Origin of the sequence: Pseudomonas sp. RGM2987 (assembly GCF_022952855.1) — a bacterium.
GTDB lineage: Bacteria > Pseudomonadota > Gammaproteobacteria > Pseudomonadales > Pseudomonadaceae > Aquipseudomonas.
The window spans coordinates 12,524-31,465 of record NZ_JALJDX010000161.1 but is presented as its reverse complement, the minus strand read 5'-3'; the positions used below and the strand labels follow the sequence as shown (position 1 = coordinate 31,465).

The following is an 18,942-nucleotide window of genomic DNA, read 5'->3' as shown; positions in this document are numbered from 1 at the left end:
GATATGCCAGCTGAACCGGCGCATTCGCGAGCAAGCCCGCTCCCACAGTAGATGGCGTGAGACTCAGGACATTCGGGCCAGCCGAGTGAGTATCCGATCCAACGCATTGGCAAACCCTTGCTTGTCCCGCTCGCTGTACGCCGCCGGGCCACCACCGACGTGGCCTTGCTCGCGCAGGTCGGTGAACAGGTTGCGCACCGCCAGCCGCTCGCCCATGTTCTGCGGGTCGAACTCCTTGCCCCGAGGGTCCAGGGCGGCGACGCCCTTTTTCACCAACCGGTCGGCCAAGGGCACATCGCTGCAGATCACCAGCTCGCCCGGCTCGGCATGTTCCACCAGGTAATCGTCCGCCGCATCAGGCCCGCTGGGTACCACAATCAGCTTTACGCAAGCCAGGGCCGGCTTGATCTGCGGCTGGCCGGCCACCAGGACCACTTCAAACCGACGCTTCAAGGCGAACTTGACCACCAACTCCTTCGCAGCCTTGGGACAGGCGTCGGCGTCGATCCATACACGCATTGGGTGTTTCCTCTCTTAGAAGCTTCGCGAGCAAGCCCGCTCCCACAGAGGTAGCGAGGACCTTGTGGGAGCGAGCCTGCTCGCGATAATGAGCGCAGCGAATGCTTCAGGAAACCTGAACCCGACGCTTCTCCGCCACCCAACTACGCCCGTACAGCACCATGATCGCCAGGATCGCCACCACTTGGGCGGTCAGCGAATAGGCGTCGGCATGAATGCCCAGCCAGTCGAAGTCGAAGAACGCCACCGGACGGGTCCCGAAGATCCCGGCTTCCTGCAACGCCTTCACGCCATGGCCGGCGAACACCACCGACAGCGCGCACAACAACGCAGCGTTGATGCTGAAGAACAGCGCCAGCGGCAGTTTCGCCGAGCCGCGCAGGATGATCCAGGCCAACCCCACCAGCAGCACCAGCGCCGTCGCACCACCGCTCAATACTGCGTTATGCCCGGCCGGGCCGGCCTGCAACCACAGGGTCTCGTAGAACAGGATCACTTCGAACAGTTCGCGATAGACCGAGAAGAACGCCAGCACCGCGAAGCCGAAGCGACCACCGCCCCCCACCAGGCTGCTCTTGATGTAATCCTGCCAAGCCGCCGCATGACGCCGGTCGTGCATCCACACACCCAGCCACAGCACCATCACGCTGGCGAACAACGCCGTCGCACCTTCGAGCAGCTCGCGCTGGGAACCGCTGACGTCGATCACGTAGGCAGCCAGGCCCCAGGTCGCCAGGCCGGCCAGCAGCGCCAGGCCCCAGCCGAGGTTGACGCTGCGCACCGCCGACTCCTGGCCGGTGTTGCGCAGGAATGCCAGGATGGCCGCCAGCACCAGGATCGCTTCCAGGCCTTCACGCAACAGAATCAACAAGCCCGAGATGAAGCTCAGCGACCAGCTCAGGCCATCGCCGCCCAGCAGGCCGGCGGATGCCTTCAACTTGGCCTTGGCTGCGGCCAGGCGCTGTTCGGCCTGTTCGACCGGCAAGCCATCCTGCAAGGACTGACGGTAAGCCATCAACGCCTTCTCGGTGTCTTTGCGCACGTTGGTATCAACGTTATCCAGCGAGCTTTCCACCAGCTCGAAACCTTCCAGGTACGCCGCTACCGACAGGTCGTAGGCCTGGTCGTGATCGCCGGCGCGATAGGCCGCGATGCTTTTGTCCAGGGTCGCGGCCGTGTAGTCGAGCAACTGCGCCGGGCCGCGCTGCACCTGCGGCGGCTGGGCACGCTGGGCGCGGAAGGTGGCCGCTGCCGTCGGGCCTTGAGCGGCGAGGACCTCGGAAGGGGTCTGGCGAGCGAGGTCGGCGAGGTTGTAGGTCTGCTCACCTTTGGCGGCCGCCGGATCGGCGCTGAAGCTGGCAATGTAGGTCGCCAGGTCCCAGCGTTGACGGTCGTCGAGCTGATCGGCGAAGGCCGGCATGTCGGTGCCTTCTATGCCCATGCCCAGGGTGTTGTAGAGCGCATAGAGGCTCAGGCGATCCAGGCGTTGGCCGTCGCGCAGATTGGAGGGCGGCGGCTCCAGCCCGACACCGGCGGGACCGTCGCCGGCACCGTTGGCACCATGGCACACCGAGCAATTCTGGGCATACAGCGGCGCGCCCCGCGAGGGGTCGGGAGTGATCACCGGTGCCTGGCTGACTTCATACGCCACCGCCAGCCGGGCCCCCAACTGCCGTGCCTGGCGGGCAACATCAGCACCATCCTGGTGCTGGGTGATCGCGTTGCGCAAGGTGCCGATGCCTTGGCTCAGCTCGGTCTTTTCCGGCTTGGCCGGCAGCCCTGCGATAAGCCCCTCCAGCACCCGGATGAATTCCAACTGCTCGCGGTATTCAGCGTCGTCAATGACCTTGCCCGCCTCGACCGTCGCCGGGTAATCCGCCCCGATGTAATCCAGCAAATGCAGCGCCTGTGGTGCGCCTTCGACGGTGTTGGCCAGCAGATAAGGGCTGCATAGCGCCAGCAGCGGCAGCGCCAGCCAGGCCATGAAACGAAACGGGGCAGTCATGAATGACTCTCGATTGGTAATAAGAAGTAACACATTGTTCACTTCCAATGACTCTGGCTCAAGAGCCGATGTGAGTTGGCGGCGCTTTTTCATCGGATATTCATGCTTTGGAAGTGATGTCACAAAAACAGCAATTCGAAATTGAAAAGCCATTACATAGCCAACGGCCATGTCTATAATCGCGCGGCCCTCATATTATCCGATGGCATAAAAGCTCCTCGTGTTATGAGGAACGACAGCGTCCCGACGCTTGTCCGTGGGATCGCTCCAGCCCGACCCGCACACTCCGGCTGATACTCAGGGAAGAAATGTTCATGGCATCCCGTGCCGTTTTCTCGGTCGTCCTCGGGGCAATCACCTTGTTGTCCGGCTGCTCGGCCTTTCGCAACTACGACAGCGAATTGGCCCAGACCAACCAGCAACTGGCGTCTGGCAATGTCGACGCGGCGCTGACCTTGCTGGAAAAGAACAACACCAGCCAGGACAAAGACCTGCTGTATTACTTCGAGAAGGGTGAACTGCTGCGCGCCAAGGGTGACCTGTCCGGCAGCCAGAGCGCCTGGACCAGCGCCGACCAGCAGGTTGGCCAGTGGGAAGACGCGGTCAAGCTCGACACCGCCAAGTATGCGGCCCAGTTCGGCAGCTTCCTGGTCAACGACAAGGTTCGCCGCTATGAAGGCTATGACTACGAAAAGGTCATGCTGACCACGCAGATGGCCCTGAACCTGCTCGCCGTGAACGACTTCGATGGCGCCCGGACCCAGATCAAGAAGACCCACGAACGCGAGGCGGTCATTGCCGACTTGCGGGACAAGCAATACCTCAAGAGCGAAGAAGAGGCCGAGCAGCAAGGGGTCAAGACTGAGTACAAGGACCTCAAGGGCTACCCGGTGGCCAGTCTTGACGCTCCGGAAGTGGTCGGCCTGAAAAACAGCTACCAGAGCGCGTTCAGCCATTACCTGGCTGGTTTCGTCTACGAAGCGCTGGGTGAGAAAGACCTGGCTGCCCCTGGTTATCGAAAAGCCGCCGAACTGCGCCCCAACACGCCGTTGCTGGAGCAGGCGCTGGTCAATCTCGACAAGCCCGCCGCCAAAAACGACGACAGCGATATCCTGATCGTGGTCCAGAGTGGCCTGGCGCCGTCCCGGGATTCGATCCGCATTCCCCTGCCCCTGCCGATCAGCGGCAACCTGGTGATCACACCGCTGTCATTCCCGGTGATCAAGCCTGATACCTCCACCGCCACCTTCGCCCAGATCGGCGTCGATGGACGTCAGGTGGACCTGACCCAGCTCAACAGCACGACCGCCATGTCCCGCCGCGCCCTGCGTGACGACATGCCCGGCATCATCCTGCGCACCACCGTGCGCGCGATCACCAAAGGCGTCGCGCAAAAGCAGATCAACGACACCAACCCCCTGGCCGGCCTGGCTGTTGGTCTCACCTCGGCCGTGCTGGAAGGTGCCGACACCCGCACCTGGCGCACCCTGCCCGACTACACCCAGGTGGTACGCCTGCGCCTGAAGAAAGGCGAACACCAGGTCACCTTGCCTAGTGCCGTGGGCGGCTCGGTGGTCAAGGTCACCGTCGACCAGCGCTATCAGGTCATCAGCCTGCGGGCGGTAGGCAACCAGGTCTTTGCCGGTGGCCTGGCCGCCCAGGTGATGCCCGGCGCCAACCCGACCGCCATTGCCCTCAAGCAACCTTAAGAACGGAGTCTTGTTCACATGCGTTTCAAACTGATCGCCATTGGCGCCCTGGCCTTGCTGGCCGGTTGCGCCACCCCGCCGCCACCGGAGCAGGGCACCGCCGCCAGCAAGGTCGTGGCAATGGGCAAGACGAAGAACATCGTGGTTGGCGCCATGCGCGTGGCCCGGGAAAACGGCTACCTGACCGTCAACGTCCAGTTGAGCAACACCAGCTACAACAACAAGACGATGTACTACCGCTTCGCCTGGCTGGGCCCCGAAGGCTTCCCGATTGCCGAGGAAGAAACCTGGAAAACCCTGACGCTGTACGGCGAGCAGACCAAGTTCCTGCCGGCCATCGCGCCGACTCCCAAGGCCGTGGACTTCCGGTTGGAAATCAATACGCCTTGAGCCTGACAACGACCCTTGAGGGCTATGGCGTGGTCCCTGTGGCGAGGGAGCTTGCTCCCGCTCGGTTGCGTAGCGACCGCAAGATTTTGGGGCCGCTTCGCGCTGGTGCGCCAGCCCGGCCCAGCGGGAGCAAGCTCCCTCGCCACAGGAATATTCGCCACAGGTTCCTTATGGGTCGGCATTTACGCCTGAGTCCAATTCATTCAGTTTTCGAGAGCACCCACATGTTCCTACGCATTTCCTCCCTCGCCCTCGCCGTCCTGCTGGTCAGCGGCTGCGCCAACAACTCCCCGGTGCTGGGCAACAAGAACATCAGCTACGGCGACACCAAGGCCGTGGAAACCGTGACCAACGAGTTCGGCTCCACCGACCTGCAAATGATCGCCGAGTCCATGACCCGCTCCCTGGCCCAGTCCGGGATCCTGCAGGGTCGTCCGGTAGTCCAGGTCTATGACGTGAAGAACAAGACCAGCGAGTACATCGACACCCGCGAGATCACCACCAGCATCAAGACCCAGCTGATGAAGACCGGCGCGGCGCGTTTCGCCAGCGACAACACGGCCATGGACAGCCAGGTCGACCAGCTCAAGCTGCAAAACCAGAGCGGCCTGTACAAGAAGAGCACCGTGGCCAAGACCGGCAACATGATTGCCGCCAAGTACCGCCTCGAAGGCTCCATCAGCTCGATCGTCAAGCGCAGCAGCGATTACAAGGACGTCTTCTACAAATTCAGCCTGCAATTGATCGACGTCGAGAGCGGTCTGGCCGAATGGATGGACGAGAAAGAAATCCGCAAGACCACGGAGCGTTAAGCCATGCGCACATGGATCGGCATCATGGCCCTGGCCTGCGCGTTCGGCGCGCAGGCGGCCCCCAAAGTCGCGGTCACCGACCTGGCGTACCAGGAGCGGGTGGAAGAATACATCCACACCGTTTCCGCCCAGAGCAATTTCCAGGCGAACGGCTACAGCGCCAGCGCATCGTCGAGCTACGACGAGATGGAAGCCACCAGCAGCTACATCGAGCAGGGTGAGCTGCGCAAGTTCACCGGCGACATCAAGGGCGAGATCCTGCGCAGCGGGATGTTCCAGCTGGTGCAGAGCACGCCCTACACCGCGTCGTCCACGGGCGACGTCTACGACGTCATCAAGCGCATCAAGGCCGGGAATTTCAAAGGCGCCGACTACGTGCTGTTCGGCACCGTGTCGGACATCGACTTCACTCGCGATATCAACGAACTGGCCAACACTGACAGCTACTCGGCGGTGCTCGGGTTGACCCTGGTGGCGGACTTCAGCCTGATCAATACCAAGACCTACGAAATCACCTCGGCGTTCACCGCCATGGGTGAGGCCCAGGACACCAAGCTGATGAACCATCGGGACGTGCACATCAGCCTCAACCGTCCGCGGGTGGTGCGCGATGTGTCCAAGGCCTTGGGTGAAGACGTGGCGCGGCAAATGAGCGAACAACTCGGCGGCCCGAGCTACGAAGAACCCCGCGAGCCTGCGCAGCGCAACAATCTGCCGCGGGATACGGCGCCGGTGATCCTGCGCTGAGCCCCACCACTGAATAGAGGCTTATGTGGCGAGGGAGCTTGCTCCCGCTCGGTTGCGCAGCGACCGCTCATTGGGGCCGCTTCGCAGCCCAGCGGGAGCAAGCTCCCTCGCCACAGGTGGCCTGTGAACGGTGCGGTTACACCGCCGCCTTGCGAATCGTCGCCAGCAACCCCGCCGCGCCGATGAACAGTCCGGCAAACGTGCGGTTCATCCGCCGTTGCTGTTTCGGCGTACGCAACAAGCGCAGCACCTTGGACGCCAGCCCGGTGTAGCCGGCCATGACGATCAGGTCGACGCAGATCATGGTCACGCCAAGGATCAGGTATTGCTTGACCAAAGGCGCATGGGGGTCGATGAACTGTGGCAGCACCGCCAACATGAACACCAGCGCCTTGGGGTTGCTGATGTTGACCAGGAAGCCACGGAACAGCAGCGCCATGGGTTTGCCGATGGGCCGCACCGCTGCATCGTCACTGAGGTCGCCGGGGATGGCTCGCCACTGCTTGACGCCCAGGTAGACCAGATACGCCACGCCAAACCATTTGATCGCATAAAACGCAGTGGCCGACGCAGTGAGAATCGCGCCAACGCCGGCGGCGACGATCACGATTTGCAACGCCAGGCCCAGTTGCAGGCCCAGGGCGTTCCAGTAGCCACGCCAAAAACCGTATTGCAGCCCACTGGACATCGATGCGATGGCACCGGCACCCGGCGAAAGACTGATCACCCAACATGCCGCAAAAAACGCCAGCCATGTTTCCAGCAACATTGCACACCTCGGCTCAGATCCGTTGAAACCACTAAGCTAATGCGCCGCCGGGGGATTGACCACTGCTTTTTCGAACGACAGCCAATCGGCCCGGGGCTACTCGAGGAACCCGCCGACCGGAAACGCCTCGCTGCCGCGCCAGCGCCGTACCGAACGCTGGAAGAACAGGCTGTTGGGCACTTGCACCATGGCGCTGCCGGTGCCGAGCTCCTCGGGTTCGATCAGCGTGGTGTAGAGCAGGTTGATCGCCACCACTCGGCCCTTGATGCCTGGCTTGTCGGTGGTGTCCACCAGCTCCACCACATCCCCCAGGCGAAACGGCCCGACGGTGTAGATCAGAACGGCGCAGAACAGGTTCGACAACACGCTCCAGATGGCGAAGAACGCCACCGCCGCCACGGCAACGAAACCCGACAGCGCCGTCCACAGCACCGTGGCCGAGACGCCCAGGCGCTCGAGCACGATCAGCACCGCACTGCCCATGATCAGCCAACGCAATACACCCCGCAGGATGATCACCAGTTGCGGCGGCAACGGATAACGCTCGCCGAGGCGCGTGAGCGCACGCGCCACGAAGCGCTGGGCGAAATAGCCGACCAGCAGGATCAGCAGGATCTGCACACCGAGCCAGATCGGCTCGATCCACATGACCGGGACAGGCAAGGCCAGGGCTTCCATCAGGACAACGCCTCCAGCTCCGCTTGCAGGGTTTCCAGCAGTTCCAGTGCTTGCATCCACGCCTCCTCGAGTTCCACTTCCCTGACCTTGAGCCTGGCCTGCTCGGCCAGCAACTCACGCAGTTCATCCTTGCGCGCTGCCTCGTAGAGACCGCTGTCGCCGAGGCTGGTTTCGATTTTCTGCAACTTCTCATGCAGCTTGCCCAGTTCGGCTTCGAGCTTGTCGGCCTCGCGCTTGTGCGGCGCCAGTTGCTGGCGCAATGCCGCGGCGGCCTGGCGCTGGGCTTTCTTGTCGGTCTTGTCCGGGTTCACCGGGGTGGAACTGACCGGTGCGTTGCGCTGGCGATAATCCACCAGCCAGCGCGCGTAGTCCTCGAGGTCGCCGTCGAACTCTTCGACCTTGCCGTCGGCCACCAGGAAGAAATTATCCGTGGTGCTCTTGAGCAAATGCCGATCGTGGGAGACCACCAGGACCGCACCACTGAACTCCTGCAACGCCATGGTCAGCGCCAGGCGCATTTCCAGGTCCAGGTGGTTGGTCGGTTCGTCGAGCAGCAATAGGTTCGGCCGGTCCCAGGCGATCAACGCCAACGCCAGGCGAGCCTTCTCGCCACCGGAGAAATTCAGCACCGGTTCGTCGATGCGCGCCCCACGGAAATCGAAACCACCGAGGAAGTCGCGCAGGGTCTGCTCGCGCTCGGTCGGCGCCAGGCGCTGCAAATGCAGGAGCGGGCTGGCCTTGGCATCGAGGGAATCCAACTGGTGCTGGGCGAAGTAGCCGACCACGGTGTTCTCGCCACGGGTCAGGCGCCCGGCCAGAGGCTGAAGCTCGCCAGAGAGGTTCTTGATCAGCGTCGACTTGCCGGCACCGTTGGGACCCAACAGGCCGATCCGCGCGCCCGGCGTCAGTTGCAGCTTGACCTTTTCCAGCACGGTCTTGTCGCCGTAGCCCAGGCGCGCGTCGGACAGGTCGATCAACGGGCTGGAGATCTTGCTCGATTCACGGAAGACAAAATCAAACGGCGAATCGACATGGGCCGCCGACAGTTCTTCCATCCGCTCCAGTGCCTTGATCCGGCTCTGGGCCTGGCGGGCCTTGGTGGCCTGGGCCTTGAAGCGGGCGATGTAGCTTTCCATGTGCGCACGCTGTGCCTGCTGCTTCTCGTAGGCCTGCTGTTGCTGGGCCAGGCGTTCGGCACGAGCTCGCTCGAAGGCACTGTAGCCGCCGCGGTACAAGGTCAGCTTGCGCTGGTCGACATGGGCCACGTGATCGACCACCGCGTCGAGGAAGTCACGGTCGTGGGAAATCAGCAACAGCGTGCCCGGGTAACCCTTGAGCCAGTCTTCGAGCCAGATGATGGCGTCGAGGTCCAAGTGGTTGGTTGGCTCGTCGAGCAGCAAAAGATCCGACGGGCACATCAAGGCCTGCGCCAGGTTCAGGCGCATCCGCCAGCCGCCGGAGAACGCGCCGACCTGGCGGTCCATCTGCTCATTGGTGAAACCCAGGCCGGCAAGCAACTTGCGTGCACGGGCGTCGGCGGTATAGCCGTCGGCACTGTCGAGCTCGGCGTGCAGACGGGCCTGGGCTGCGCCGTCATGGGCCGCTTCGGCCGCCGCCAGGTCACGTTGGACCTGGCGCAGGCGCACGTCGCCGTCGAGCACATAATCCACCGCCAGGCGCTCAAGGGTATCGACCTCCTGGCGCATGTGGGCGATACGCCAGTCGGCCGGCAGCGAGCAATCACCGGAGTCCGGGTGCAGTTCGCCCCGAAGCAAAGCGAACAGGCTCGATTTGCCGGCGCCGTTGGCACCGATGAGGCCGGCTTTATGGCCGGCGTGCAGGGTCAGCTCGGCGTCTTCTAGCAGACGTTGCGGGCCACGCTGTAAAGTCAGGTTCTGAAGTCGGATCATAATGGCGGCGGAGTCTACCAGCTTCGCTCGTAACTGGCGCGAGTAGCACGATGTCCCCTGACCTGTGGAAATTCTCCCTCGACCTTTACGCCAGGCCTGGCGTAGAGCACGCCTGCCTGGAACTACAGGACGAAGGCGTCAATGTCTGCCTGCTGCTGTGCGGCGTGTGGCTGGAACAGCGCGGCGTGGCCTGCAACGAACAACGGCTGCAACAGCTTCGGCAATTGTCTGGATCCTGGGACGCTGAGGTGGTGCAACCCTTGCGGGCCCTGCGCATTGAATGGAAAAACAGAGCTCTTCAAGACGCGGATCTGAACAGTTTGCGCGAACAGATCAAGGAGCTGGAGCTGAAAGCCGAGCGGCGTTTGCTGGAGCGATTGGAGGCGGCGGCCGCAGAATGGCCCGGGACGCAACAGCACGATTCAGCCCGATGGCTGGAGGCATTGGCGAGGATGGAAGGCCCCCCGAACCACGACGCGCTGCATCAGCTGCGCGTCGCGGTGTCCGGCACTTAGGAAGCGCTGGTTGGGGTGCTGGTGCCCGAGACAGCGGGTGCGGATGGGCTGGCTGTCGGCGCCGAAGTGCTGGCGGTTGGGGCAGGAGCAGCGGTTGGAGCCGGAGCCGAGGTCGCAGGCTTGGCGGCTGGTGCAGTCGAAGGTTTTGCGGCGGCTGGTTTTTTCACGGCAGGTTTCGCCGCTGGTTTGGCGGCAGGTTTTGCAGCGGCAGGTTTTGCAACAGCTGGCTTGGCGGCTGGTTTAGCGGCGGTTGCTTTCGCGGCGGCTGGCTTGGCCGCAGGTTTTGCCGCAGCGGTTTTGGCAGCAGGCTTGACCGCAGTTTTAGCCGGCGCTTTGGCGGCGGCAGGCTTGGCAGTTGCTTTCACCGCGGGTTTGGCCGCAGCGGTCTTGGTGGCCGCAGGCTTGGCAGCCGGCTTAGCAGCGGCAGGTTTGGCCGCGGCAGCTTTGGTTGCAGTAGGTTTGGCAGCGGTGGTTTTAGCCGCAGGTTTAGCGGCAGTTTTTGCGACTGGCTTGGCAGCAGGCTTGGCGGCTGCGGTTTTAGCAACTGGCTTGGCGGCAGCCTTCACGGCGGTTTTTTTCGCCGCAGGTTTTGCAGCGCTGGCAGCGACCGATTTGGCCGCCGGCTTGCTGGCTGCCTTGGCCGGTGCTTTCGCAGCAGGCTTGGCAGCCGCTTTGGCCGGTGTTTTTGCTGCAACAGGTTTAGCGGCCGGTTTCTTGGCCGATACAGCGACAGGCTTGGCAGCACGAACGGCCAGGGCCTTGCCCGCAGCTTCCTGCACGCGTCCAACACCCTGGGCCAGTTTCAGGCTTTCCTGGGCATCACGCTTGAGTTGCAGGATGTAGGCACGGGTTTCGGATTGACGATCCTTCAGGGCATCGAGCAAGTCTTCGAGTTCTTTCACAACGTCCTTGGCCTTGGCTTGTGCCTTGGCCTTGCCGGCGGTTGCGGCGCCTTGCAGTTTGGTGCGCGACTTGTGCAGTTTTTCCTGCGCCTTGCCGCGTTGTTTTTCCAGTTTGGCGAGCAGTTTTTCAGCATCAGCCAGGGCTTGGGAGCAGGCATTTTCCAGATGCTCGAGCAAGCTGCCCGAGAGTTGTTGGAGCAAGTGCAACGGAGTGTTTACTGGCTTCTTGGTGGCCGACATGGTTTACCTCCTGACTGACGTGAGTGCGGCTCATACTATTCCTCTGCTGCAACCGCCGCTAGGGCATGTTGACAGTACACATGGCGTTGCGTTGCAAGGTACGAAAAATCTTCTGCACCCACGCCTTGAGCAATCCACCTCAACATAGATCGGCACTGGCATAATTCCTCGATTCGAGGTCGGAGACCACACATGTCGCGTCACCTGTTTTTATGCTTGTGCATGGTTGGCTCCATGGCTCAGGCCGTGGAGAAAACCGGCGCAAACGATGCCCACGACCTGGCTTACAGCCTGGGGGCGAGCCTGGGCGAGCGCTTGCGCCAGGACGTTCCGGGCCTGCAGATCCAGGCGTTGCTGGAGGGTCTGCAACAGGCTTATCTGGGCAAGCCGCTGGCCCTGAAGGACGAACGCATCGAGCAGATTCTCGCTGAGCATCAGGCGCAGCTGACGGCGCAGTCGGCAACGCCGCAGATCGAAGCGGCCTTGAAAACGGAACAGAAATTTCTCAATGAAGAGCGAAACCGTCCCGGCGTCCAGCAACTCGCCGACGGCATCCTGCTGACCGAACTCAAGCCAGGCAAAGGAGCCAAGGCCGGCCCCCATGGCAAAGTCCAGGTGCTCTACACCGGACGGCTGCCGGACGGCACCGTATTCGATGCCAATCGCCAGGCGCAGTGGTTCAACCTCGACAGCGTAATCGACGGTTGGCGCAGCGCGCTGCCGCAGATGCCGGTTGGCGCGAAGTGGCGGTTGGTGATTCCTTCGACCCAGGCCTATGGCGCCGAAGGGGCCGGAGATGTGATCCCGCCTTTCACGCCGCTGGTGTTTGAAATCGAGTTGCTGGGCGCGACGGGCTGATACCGCCCAAACAAAAAAACGGTACGCAATGCGTACCGTTTTTTCATGACCGCGATTGCGTCACGCCTGGACCGCAGCTTCTTCCTTGTGCGCGTTGTGCAGCACTTCGATCAGGCAATCTTCCAGTTCGAAACGCTCGTGCAGCAGACCGCCCAGTTCCTTGAATTTCTCCGCGACGCATTTGCCTTCATCGCACAGGTCGTTGAACGCCAGCAGCTTTTCGGTGATGACGTCGATGCGCGGATAGATCTGCTCGGCGAGTTCCAGGCCGCGCTTGTCGTTGAACGCCTTGGCCTCGCCCGTCAGCTGTTCGTAAATCTCGAAATGCCCGGCTGATACGTAGTCAACCAGCACACCACAGAACTCCTGCAAGGGTTTGCGGCTTTCGCTCAATGCCTCGGGCTTGTCGCCCAGCGCATCGTAGGACCGAACCAGCTCGTGCCGCTCCTGCAACCAGCGATCGATCAGCAGGTGCACCCCACCCCAGCGTTCCTGAGCATTCTGACAACTTTCGAGCATGGTGATTTCTTCCCTTGTGAGTCATGCCCCTCGCAGCCTGCATACGCCTGAAAAGATCAGGAACAAGCCAGACACAACATGATCGAGTGGCACGATTCCAATAACACGTGCGGGCCAGATTATGCCCGCACGACAACGGCTTCAAGGTACGCAGGAGATAAAGTTCATACAAGTGTTTAATCCAAGGCCCGGACCCACTGCGACGTTTCGCCACCAAGCGGTCGTACCAGAGCATTCCAGGCAAGGCGCAGCAGCAGGTAGGTCATCGCCATGGACACCGCGAGAAAAAACAGCAGGCTCCACTCGGGAATGCTCAAGTCCAACAACGTCCAGGTGATATTCGCGCAGTCCACCGCCCCGGCGAGTACGCGGTGCAGGGCGCACCACCAGGAGTGCACCTTCGTCAGTTGGGCCATGCAATCGGGTAACGCCTCGAGCGAAGCGCTTTGCAGCAACACCTGTCGCCCTGCCAGGATCACCCCCGCCGACCCAGTCACCAACCCCATTACCGCATAGCCAACACTGCCCCACTGCCCTGGGCCATGTACGCATGCCACCAGGCTGTTCACCAGGAACAGCATCAGGCACAACCGCTGCAAGACGCACAGGCTGCAAGGCTTCAGGCCCACCGAGTATTCCAGGTAACTGGCGATGCCCAAGGCCAGGGCAGAGGCGATGGAAGCCATGAGAAACGAGAAGCGTGAGCTAGCCAAAGACATGGCGGTTCCGTAACAGAAGAGACAAGCAGTTACGTTAGAGGAAAGGCGTCAAGCGTTTCAAGGCGGGCCCCGGCAGACACTTCACCAGGGATGTAGGGAATTCCCGACAGGCAAAAGAGGATTGTGCGCGATTAGCTGTAGGACTTTGCTGAAGCCCCCCTCAAGCCCTGTATTTGCCCTGGATCATTTGGCATCGCCACTCTTCAAGGCGCAGGTGCAAACTCAAGAATATCGACAACCCTGTGGCGAGGGAGCTTGCTCCCGCTGGGCTGCAACGCAGCCCCATTCAACGCGACGCGCATTTGCAACTGCTGCGCCCGAGGCGTCGGACCGGTCGAGCGGGAGCAAGCTCCCTCGCCACGATGGTTGTTGTATCAAGTAGGAAGAACCTGCGCCGGCACCGGCAACGGTGCGGCAAGCAGGCGCTCGTCCAGCAACCCCAGCCCCTCCTGGAACAACTGGTTGCTGCGCTCGGCGTCACCCAGCTGCGCCAGCAGCCGCGCCAGTTCGGCGCAGGCTTCCGGGTTGCGCTGGATTCGCAGGCTGCCTTCCAGGTAATCGCGCGCCTTGCCCCACAGGCTGTTTTGCAGGCACAGGCGTCCCAGCGTCAGCAACAGGCCTGGGTCTGCCGGATGCTCCTTGAGCCAGCCTTCGGCCGTTTGCAATTGCCGGGTCGGATCACTACCACGAACCAATCCATAAAGACGCGCCAGATGGCTGTCGTAATGGCGCTTGAGCGCGACCCGCAGCACTTCTTCGGCCTCGACCTGGGCGCCCAGTTGCCGCAGTTGCTCGGCATAGGCCAGTACCAACGCCGGCTCCTGGCGCTGGGCGGAAGTCAGCTGTTGCCAGGCGCGGTTGAGCGATTGCAGACCAATGCTGCCATCCTCCTCCCGGTGCGCCGCCAGGCTGAGGTTCTCGCCCCAGGCCCGACGTTCAAGCTCAGCCAGTTCGCTGGCGGGCAAGACTTTATCCTTGCGCAGCTCCGGCAACAGCCGGATCACCGCCGACCAGTCACCGCGCTGCTGATGCAGCCGTTGCAACTGCCGCAGGGTCTGGGCGTTATGGGGATGACGCTCGTGCATGGCTTTCAGCGTGCTCAACGCGCCCTCGGTGTCGCCCCGATCAGTCTGCAATTGCGCGTGCGTCAGTGCGATGGCCAGCTCCGCCTGGGGCTGACGTTCCAGGGCGCGTTCGAGCAGACTGTCGCTCTGCTCGTAGAGCCCCTGCTCATTGGCGGCCCGGGCGGCACCCAGGTAATACAGCAACGGCTGGCGCTCGGCTTCGGCGGCGCGATGCAGATGGCGCTGGGCACTGGCCCAGCGCCCCTCGGCCAAGTCCAACTGGCCATGCTCGATCGCCACCTGCACACGACGGCTGCGATTGCGCCGCGACCACGGATTGACCACACCGCTGGAAGTCGTCACCAGCCCGATCAACGCGCTGATGCCACGCCATGCCAACCAGAGCACCGCCACCAGCGCCAGGGTCACCCACAACCCGGCCTCATAGCGGAAATTCTTGTACGCCACCAGCACGTAACCCGAGTGCTCGGCGATCGCCACGCCCAACAACGCAGCGACAGCGATAACCACGAACAGAATCACGTAGAGACGCTTCATGGCGTGGTCTCCTGCTCGCCCGCCTTGGGCAGCGGCTTGACCGACTCTTCGGCGTTCAGGTTACGACGCTCAAGGTAGGCCTGGACGCTGCTCAGAGTGCCCGTCAGGTCCGGCGTGACCACGGTCACTGGCTGGCGGGACAGCTCAACCACCCGTTCGAGCATGACTTTGCTCTGCGGATTGTCCTGGTTGAAGTTGTTCTTGAGCACGTCACGCGCCTCGGTCAACGCCTGGGTGTACACCGGTGCCTGGCCATTGAGAGCCGCCCATTGCGCCTGCTCCAGGGCCAGGCTCAAGGCCAGGCGCACTTGCATCAGGCTCTGCCCGGCCAGCAGTGGGCGGACGTTCTCGTCGGCGTTGAAATCGATGCGGATGTAGTGCGAGATCTGGTCCCACCATTGGGCCCAGCGGCTGGCGCCATCGCCGTCGGCCGTCAGGCCCAGCAACGACTCGCCACGGTCCTTGTATTCCGGCGCCAGTTCGGAGAGCTGTAACACCTGGTCACGCAGCGCGCCCAACTGCAGGAACAGCCCGGTGCGATCCGGCTGCTCGGTGCTGCGCAAGGCAGCAAGGGTCTTGGCCAGTTGTTCACGGGCGGCGAATGAACCTGGGTCGTTCTGCTCGCGCAGGATTTCGTCGGCCCCCTGGACCAACGCCTGGGCACTGCTGATGTCTTGCAGGGCGGAAAGGCGCAGGCTGGCCAGGCGCAGCAGATGCTCGGCTTCAGCCAGGCGCCAGTCCTTGCGACTGGCACCAAGCACGGTTTCCAGGCGTTGGCTCAGGTGTTGCTGATCACCCTGCAATTGGGCCACCAGGCGCCGTCGCTCTTCCAGTTCTTCGGCCGGCGGCAATTGCGCCAGGCGCTCGCTCAGGCGCTGCTCATTGAGCTTGAGGGTCTGGGCCTGATCGTTCAGCGCCTGGACCTGGGCCGATTGCTGCTGGTTATTGGTCTGCAGGTGACGCAGTTGCCAGACGCTCCAGCCGCCCACGGCTATGCCGGCGGCACCGAGCAACAAGGCAACGATTGCCAGCCCATTGCCGCGACGCGGCGCCACCGGGGTCGGGTTTTCAACCGGCGCATCGATGGCCGGCTGGGTTTGTTCTTCGTTTGGCAAGGCTGTTTCGCTCACGTATCCATCCTTTGCATTAGAAAACGGCACGGAGTGTTCCCGTAACGCCGCCAGCAAAGCCGCGGCATTGGCGCCGCGACAATCCACAACTGTTCGGGCACCGGCGGCACGCGCCATTTCGGCAACCCGTGGGCTTGGAACAAACAACGGTAACCGGGCCAGGGCCGGCCAGGCATCGCCGGCCAGCCGCTGCAAATGCTCGAAGCTCTGCCCACTGCTGACCACCAGCGCGTTCAAGCGTTCCGCCTCGACTTTCGCCGGCAGCTCGTCTTCGCCGTAGCGCGGCAGGTTGCGTCGGTACAATTCCAGGTAATCGACACTAGCACCTTGCTCGCGCAAACGCTCTGCCAGCAAGCCGCGCCCCCCCTCGCCACGCACGATCAGAACCCGTGGTTCGGGACGGTCGATCGCTTGGCGCAGCCCAGGGAGTTCGAGCAGGGCTTCGCTGTCATCGCCGCTGTCGGGATAAGACACTGTCAGGCCGGCGTCGGCAAGAATCTGCCCCGTGGCGGCGCCGACGCTGAACCACGGCAAGTCCGGTGGCTGGGGCCAGTACTGACGCAGCAGCTCGACATACAGGCGAGCGGCGGGCTTGCTGACCACGATCACTGCGCAATATTGGTCCAGCGCCTGGACCATCGCCCGGCCGGCATCGGACAACGGCACCGGCTCGATATCCAGCAAGGGCAAACTGGCACTGTATATCCCCGCGTCGGCCAGGACAGCCGCCAGCGCCGACGACTCCTCCGTCGGCCGGGTGAGCAGCAGCCGCCAGCCCGTCACGCGTGACCAGCCTCGCCATAGACTTTCTTGAGAATCTCATCGGCGCCCTGGCCCAGCAGGTCTTCGGCCACCCGCACGCCCAGCGCCTCGGCATCGCGGCGCGGCGCCCGGGCTTCGGCGCTGAGCAACCGACCGCCATTGGGGTCGCCCACCAGGCCACGCAACCAGACCTGCTCGCCTTCGAGCACGGCGTAGCAGGCAATCGGCACCTGGCAGCCGCCATTGAGATGCTTGTTGAGGGCGCGCTCGGCGAAGACTCGGGTGGCGGTGTCTTCGTGGTGCAGCGGCGCCAGCAAGGCGTGGATGTCGCTGTCGACGCTGCGACATTCGATGCCCACCGCCCCTTGCCCGCCCGCCGGCAGGCTGTCATCGACGCTGATGGCCGAGGTGATGCGGTCTTCGAAGCCCAGGCGAATCAGGCCAGCGGCGGCGAGAATGATCGCGTCGTACTCACCGGCGTCAAGCTTGGCCAGCCGCGTGTTGACGTTGCCGCGCAGGAAGCGGATCTGCAAATCCGGGCGGCGCGTCAGCAACTGCGCCTGGCGCCGCAGGCTGGAAGTACCGACCACGCTCCCGGCAGGCAACGCATCAAGGCTGGAGAAGGCGTTGGATACGAACGCATCGCGTGCATCTTCCCGCTCGCAAATGCAAAACAGGCCCAGGCCTTCGGGGAAGTCCATGGGCACGTCTTTCATCGAGTGCACGGCGATGTCGGCTTCGTTGTCCAGCAGGGCGGTTTCCAGTTCCTTGACGAACAGGCCCTTGCCACCAATTTTCGACAGCGGCGAGTCCAGCAGCTTGTCGCCGCGACTGACCATGGGCACCAGGGTCACGACCAGACCGGGATGGGCGGTTTCCAGACGGGTCTTGACGTACTCGGCCTGCCAGAGGGCCAGGGCACTTTTACGGGTGGCGATGCGGATCTCGCGAGAGGACATGGATCAATCCGTATTTAAAAGATACGGCAGATAATAACAGCTCAGTCAAAACCGCTTTGACTTGAATCACGACCCCAAGGCCTCCCTGGCCGCCAGTATCCTCTGATGAAACACGTTGGAAGCCCTCGAACACCGGGCTAAAGCTGCTGCATCATCTTGCGCACGCCGGCCACGTGCCGCCGGCTGACAATCAGCGCGTCGCCATTGAGGCCCTTGAGAAACAGCTGGAAGTGTCCCAGGGGCGTGCGTTGCAAGCGTTCGATACGCTCGCGGGCCACCAGGGCATTGCGGTGGATGCGCACGAAGCGCTCGCCGAATTCGTCCTCGAGCGCCTTGAGTGGTTCGTCCAGCAATACTTCGCCGCTCTCGTGGCGCAAGGTCACGTACTTATGGTCGGCGATGAAGTAGACCACCTGGTTCAGCGGGATCAGTTCGATGCCTTTGCGGGTGCGGGCGCTGATGTGGCTGCGCGGGCCGCTGCCGCTTTCCGCGGCCGGACGGGTCAACGCCGCCAGTTGCACCCGGTTCGGTCGCTCGGCCTTGCGCAAGGCATCGGCCAACGCCTCGGACGCCACCGGCTTGAGCAGATAGCCCACGGAGCCGGCCTGCAACACCTCGGGTGGGAAGTCATCGCGTGTGGTACAGAACACCACCGCCGGCGGTGACTCGCGCTCGCACAACTTCGCCGCAACCTGCAAGCCATCCAGGCCAGGCATGCGAATGTCGAGCAGCACGATATCCGGCTTGTGGCTGTCGATCAGGGCCAATGCCTCTTCGCCATTGGTGGCGCTCGGCTCCAGGACACTGTAACCCTCGAGCTCGCCAACCATTCGGCTCAGGCGCTCGCGGGCCAGTGGTTCGTCATCAACGATCAGGACATTCATATTGCGCTGGATTCCTGCGTGAGTCTCGCACAAGGATAGCGTAGACAGGGCAAGTGACATGCGTCACCGCGATCCACGCTAAGACTGGTCCGAGGGCCAAAAAGTGCCGCGAGGCGGTTGTCTATCTTTACCAGCGCTTGCCGACCGTTACCCGGGGCCCGTTGTCGCACGGCGTCGCCGTAGGGATTGTTGACATTCGATTTGATCAATATGAGCTCCCCCTTCTTAGTAGTCGTCCGGTGCGCCCTGGATGGAAAAAACTACAGTCCTATCGTCCACTGTAGACGGTTGCC

At 62.8% G+C, this 18,942-nt stretch carries 18 protein-coding genes and 1 pseudogene; 6 read left to right on the top strand and 13 right to left on the bottom strand.

The window, feature by feature from the left end:
• Positions 1 to 63 precede the first annotated feature (63 nt).
• Both RGM2987_RS07580 and RGM2987_RS07575 read right to left on the bottom strand, forming a co-directional pair.
• A complete protein-coding gene (locus tag RGM2987_RS07580) occupies positions 64 to 519 on the bottom strand; it encodes a YaiI/YqxD family protein (RefSeq protein ID WP_245139478.1) in 456 nt (151 codons plus the stop codon).
• Between the two features lie 106 nt (positions 520 to 625).
• The gene (locus tag RGM2987_RS07575; RefSeq protein WP_245139477.1) at positions 626 to 2,524 is read right to left on the bottom strand and encodes a cytochrome c/FTR1 family iron permease; all 1,899 of its coding nucleotides are present in this window, start codon (positions 2,522 to 2,524) and stop codon (positions 626 to 628) included.
• A 314-nt stretch (positions 2,525 to 2,838) separates the two neighbouring features.
• On the opposite strand from RGM2987_RS07575, the gene RGM2987_RS07570 reads away from it, so the two are divergent.
• The 4 genes from RGM2987_RS07570 to RGM2987_RS07555 all read left to right on the top strand — a co-directional run bounded on the left by RGM2987_RS07570 (position 2,839) and on the right by RGM2987_RS07555 (position 6,182).
• The gene (locus RGM2987_RS07570) at positions 2,839 to 4,233 is read left to right on the top strand and encodes a hypothetical protein (RefSeq protein WP_245139476.1); all 1,395 of its coding nucleotides are present in this window, start codon (positions 2,839 to 2,841) and stop codon (positions 4,231 to 4,233) included.
• An 18-nt stretch (positions 4,234 to 4,251) separates the two neighbouring features.
• Positions 4,252 to 4,623: a YcfL family protein gene (locus RGM2987_RS07565; protein WP_245139475.1), complete on the top strand. Its 372-nt coding sequence runs from the start codon at positions 4,252 to 4,254 to the stop codon at positions 4,621 to 4,623.
• A 224-nt stretch (positions 4,624 to 4,847) separates the two neighbouring features.
• On the top strand, positions 4,848 to 5,435 hold the full coding sequence (lpoB, locus tag RGM2987_RS07560) for a penicillin-binding protein activator LpoB (protein ID WP_245139474.1): 588 nt from the start codon (positions 4,848 to 4,850) through the stop codon (positions 5,433 to 5,435).
• Positions 5,436 to 5,438: 3 nt separating this feature from the next.
• The gene (locus RGM2987_RS07555; RefSeq protein WP_245139473.1) at positions 5,439 to 6,182 is read left to right on the top strand and encodes a penicillin-binding protein activator LpoB; all 744 of its coding nucleotides are present in this window, start codon (positions 5,439 to 5,441) and stop codon (positions 6,180 to 6,182) included.
• Between the two features lie 136 nt (positions 6,183 to 6,318).
• Here RGM2987_RS07555 and rhtB read toward each other — a convergent pair whose 3' ends face one another.
• The 3 genes from rhtB to RGM2987_RS07540 all read right to left on the bottom strand — a co-directional run bounded on the left by rhtB (position 6,319) and on the right by RGM2987_RS07540 (position 9,539).
• Positions 6,319 to 6,951 (bottom strand): homoserine/homoserine lactone efflux protein, encoded by a 633-nt coding sequence (rhtB, locus tag RGM2987_RS07550; protein WP_245139472.1) that lies wholly within the window; start codon positions 6,949 to 6,951, stop codon positions 6,319 to 6,321.
• 96 nt (positions 6,952 to 7,047) lie between these two features.
• Entirely contained in the window at positions 7,048 to 7,629 is a 582-nt protein-coding gene (locus tag RGM2987_RS07545; RefSeq protein WP_245139471.1) for a mechanosensitive ion channel family protein, read from the bottom strand.
• The gene (locus tag RGM2987_RS07540) at positions 7,629 to 9,539 is read right to left on the bottom strand and encodes an ATP-binding cassette domain-containing protein (protein WP_245139470.1); all 1,911 of its coding nucleotides are present in this window, start codon (positions 9,537 to 9,539) and stop codon (positions 7,629 to 7,631) included. Before RGM2987_RS07540 ends, RGM2987_RS07545 begins: the two co-directional genes overlap by 1 nt.
• 50 nt (positions 9,540 to 9,589) lie before the next feature.
• Between RGM2987_RS07540 and RGM2987_RS07535 the strand changes: the two genes are divergently transcribed.
• Positions 9,590 to 10,054, top strand: coding sequence for a TIGR02444 family protein (locus RGM2987_RS07535; RefSeq protein WP_245139469.1), 465 nt, complete (start codon positions 9,590 to 9,592; stop codon positions 10,052 to 10,054).
• Here the strand turns inward: RGM2987_RS07535 and RGM2987_RS07530 are convergent.
• Positions 10,051 to 11,196, bottom strand: coding sequence for an AlgP family protein (locus tag RGM2987_RS07530; protein WP_245139468.1), 1,146 nt, complete (start codon positions 11,194 to 11,196; stop codon positions 10,051 to 10,053). The two genes, RGM2987_RS07535 and RGM2987_RS07530, sit on opposite strands and share 4 nt — an antisense overlap.
• Before the next feature lie 192 nt (positions 11,197 to 11,388).
• Between RGM2987_RS07530 and RGM2987_RS07525 the strand changes: the two genes are divergently transcribed.
• Positions 11,389 to 12,054: an FKBP-type peptidyl-prolyl cis-trans isomerase gene (locus RGM2987_RS07525; RefSeq protein ID WP_245139467.1), complete on the top strand. Its 666-nt coding sequence runs from the start codon at positions 11,389 to 11,391 to the stop codon at positions 12,052 to 12,054.
• Positions 12,055 to 12,114: 60 nt separating this feature from the next.
• On the opposite strand, the gene rsd is transcribed toward RGM2987_RS07525, so the two are convergent.
• From rsd to RGM2987_RS07490, 7 genes and pseudogenes are all read right to left on the bottom strand, one after another.
• Complete coding sequence (gene rsd / locus RGM2987_RS07520; protein ID WP_245139466.1) at positions 12,115 to 12,573, bottom strand: sigma D regulator; 459 nt, start codon at positions 12,571 to 12,573, stop codon at positions 12,115 to 12,117.
• Between the two features lie 176 nt (positions 12,574 to 12,749).
• Complete coding sequence (locus tag RGM2987_RS07515) at positions 12,750 to 13,292, bottom strand: disulfide bond formation protein B (protein WP_245139465.1); 543 nt, start codon at positions 13,290 to 13,292, stop codon at positions 12,750 to 12,752.
• Between the two features lie 374 nt (positions 13,293 to 13,666).
• Positions 13,667 to 14,914: a heme biosynthesis protein HemY gene (locus tag RGM2987_RS07510; protein ID WP_245139464.1), complete on the bottom strand. Its 1,248-nt coding sequence runs from the start codon at positions 14,912 to 14,914 to the stop codon at positions 13,667 to 13,669.
• Positions 14,911 to 16,044 (bottom strand): uroporphyrinogen-III C-methyltransferase, encoded by a 1,134-nt coding sequence (locus RGM2987_RS07505; protein WP_245139480.1) that lies wholly within the window; start codon positions 16,042 to 16,044, stop codon positions 14,911 to 14,913. The genes RGM2987_RS07510 and RGM2987_RS07505 overlap by 4 nt, the downstream gene beginning before the upstream one ends.
• A 36-nt stretch (positions 16,045 to 16,080) precedes the next feature.
• Positions 16,081 to 16,827, bottom strand: a pseudogene (locus tag RGM2987_RS07500) (uroporphyrinogen-III synthase); the annotation flags it as partial.
• Positions 16,824 to 17,765: a hydroxymethylbilane synthase gene (hemC, locus tag RGM2987_RS07495; protein ID WP_245139463.1), complete on the bottom strand. Its 942-nt coding sequence runs from the start codon at positions 17,763 to 17,765 to the stop codon at positions 16,824 to 16,826. The gene hemC and the pseudogene RGM2987_RS07500, both read right to left, overlap by 4 nt.
• Positions 17,766 to 17,902: 137 nt before the next feature.
• On the bottom strand, positions 17,903 to 18,649 hold the full coding sequence (locus RGM2987_RS07490) for a LytTR family DNA-binding domain-containing protein (protein ID WP_245139462.1): 747 nt from the start codon (positions 18,647 to 18,649) through the stop codon (positions 17,903 to 17,905).
• Positions 18,650 to 18,942: the final 293 nt, after the last annotated feature.

Excerpts from the sequence above, each read along its gene's own strand:
- hemC (WP_245139463.1), bottom strand. The coding sequence starts at position 17,765 with ATGTCCTCTCGCGAGATCCGCATCGCCACCCGTAAAAGTGCCCTGGCC.
- RGM2987_RS07490 (WP_245139462.1), bottom strand. The coding sequence starts at position 18,649 with ATGAATGTCCTGATCGTTGATGACGAACCACTGGCCCGCGAGCGCCTG.
- rsd (WP_245139466.1), bottom strand. The coding sequence starts at position 12,573 with ATGCTCGAAAGTTGTCAGAATGCTCAGGAACGCTGGGGTGGGGTGCAC.
- RGM2987_RS07570 (WP_245139476.1), top strand. The coding sequence starts at position 2,839 with ATGGCATCCCGTGCCGTTTTCTCGGTCGTCCTCGGGGCAATCACCTTG.
- RGM2987_RS07565 (WP_245139475.1), top strand. The coding sequence starts at position 4,252 with ATGCGTTTCAAACTGATCGCCATTGGCGCCCTGGCCTTGCTGGCCGGT.
- RGM2987_RS07530 (WP_245139468.1), bottom strand. The coding sequence starts at position 11,196 with ATGTCGGCCACCAAGAAGCCAGTAAACACTCCGTTGCACTTGCTCCAA.
- RGM2987_RS07545 (WP_245139471.1), bottom strand. The coding sequence starts at position 7,629 with ATGGAAGCCCTGGCCTTGCCTGTCCCGGTCATGTGGATCGAGCCGATC.
- RGM2987_RS07525 (WP_245139467.1), top strand. The coding sequence starts at position 11,389 with ATGTCGCGTCACCTGTTTTTATGCTTGTGCATGGTTGGCTCCATGGCT.
- RGM2987_RS07540 (WP_245139470.1), bottom strand. The coding sequence starts at position 9,539 with ATGATCCGACTTCAGAACCTGACTTTACAGCGTGGCCCGCAACGTCTG.
- RGM2987_RS07555 (WP_245139473.1), top strand. The coding sequence starts at position 5,439 with ATGCGCACATGGATCGGCATCATGGCCCTGGCCTGCGCGTTCGGCGCG.
- lpoB (WP_245139474.1), top strand. The coding sequence starts at position 4,848 with ATGTTCCTACGCATTTCCTCCCTCGCCCTCGCCGTCCTGCTGGTCAGC.
- RGM2987_RS07535 (WP_245139469.1), top strand. The coding sequence starts at position 9,590 with ATGTCCCCTGACCTGTGGAAATTCTCCCTCGACCTTTACGCCAGGCCT.
- RGM2987_RS07515 (WP_245139465.1), bottom strand. The coding sequence starts at position 13,292 with ATGTCTTTGGCTAGCTCACGCTTCTCGTTTCTCATGGCTTCCATCGCC.
- RGM2987_RS07510 (WP_245139464.1), bottom strand. The coding sequence starts at position 14,914 with ATGAAGCGTCTCTACGTGATTCTGTTCGTGGTTATCGCTGTCGCTGCG.
- rhtB (WP_245139472.1), bottom strand. The coding sequence starts at position 6,951 with ATGTTGCTGGAAACATGGCTGGCGTTTTTTGCGGCATGTTGGGTGATC.
- RGM2987_RS07575 (WP_245139477.1), bottom strand. The coding sequence starts at position 2,524 with ATGACTGCCCCGTTTCGTTTCATGGCCTGGCTGGCGCTGCCGCTGCTG.
- RGM2987_RS07580 (WP_245139478.1), bottom strand. The coding sequence starts at position 519 with ATGCGTGTATGGATCGACGCCGACGCCTGTCCCAAGGCTGCGAAGGAG.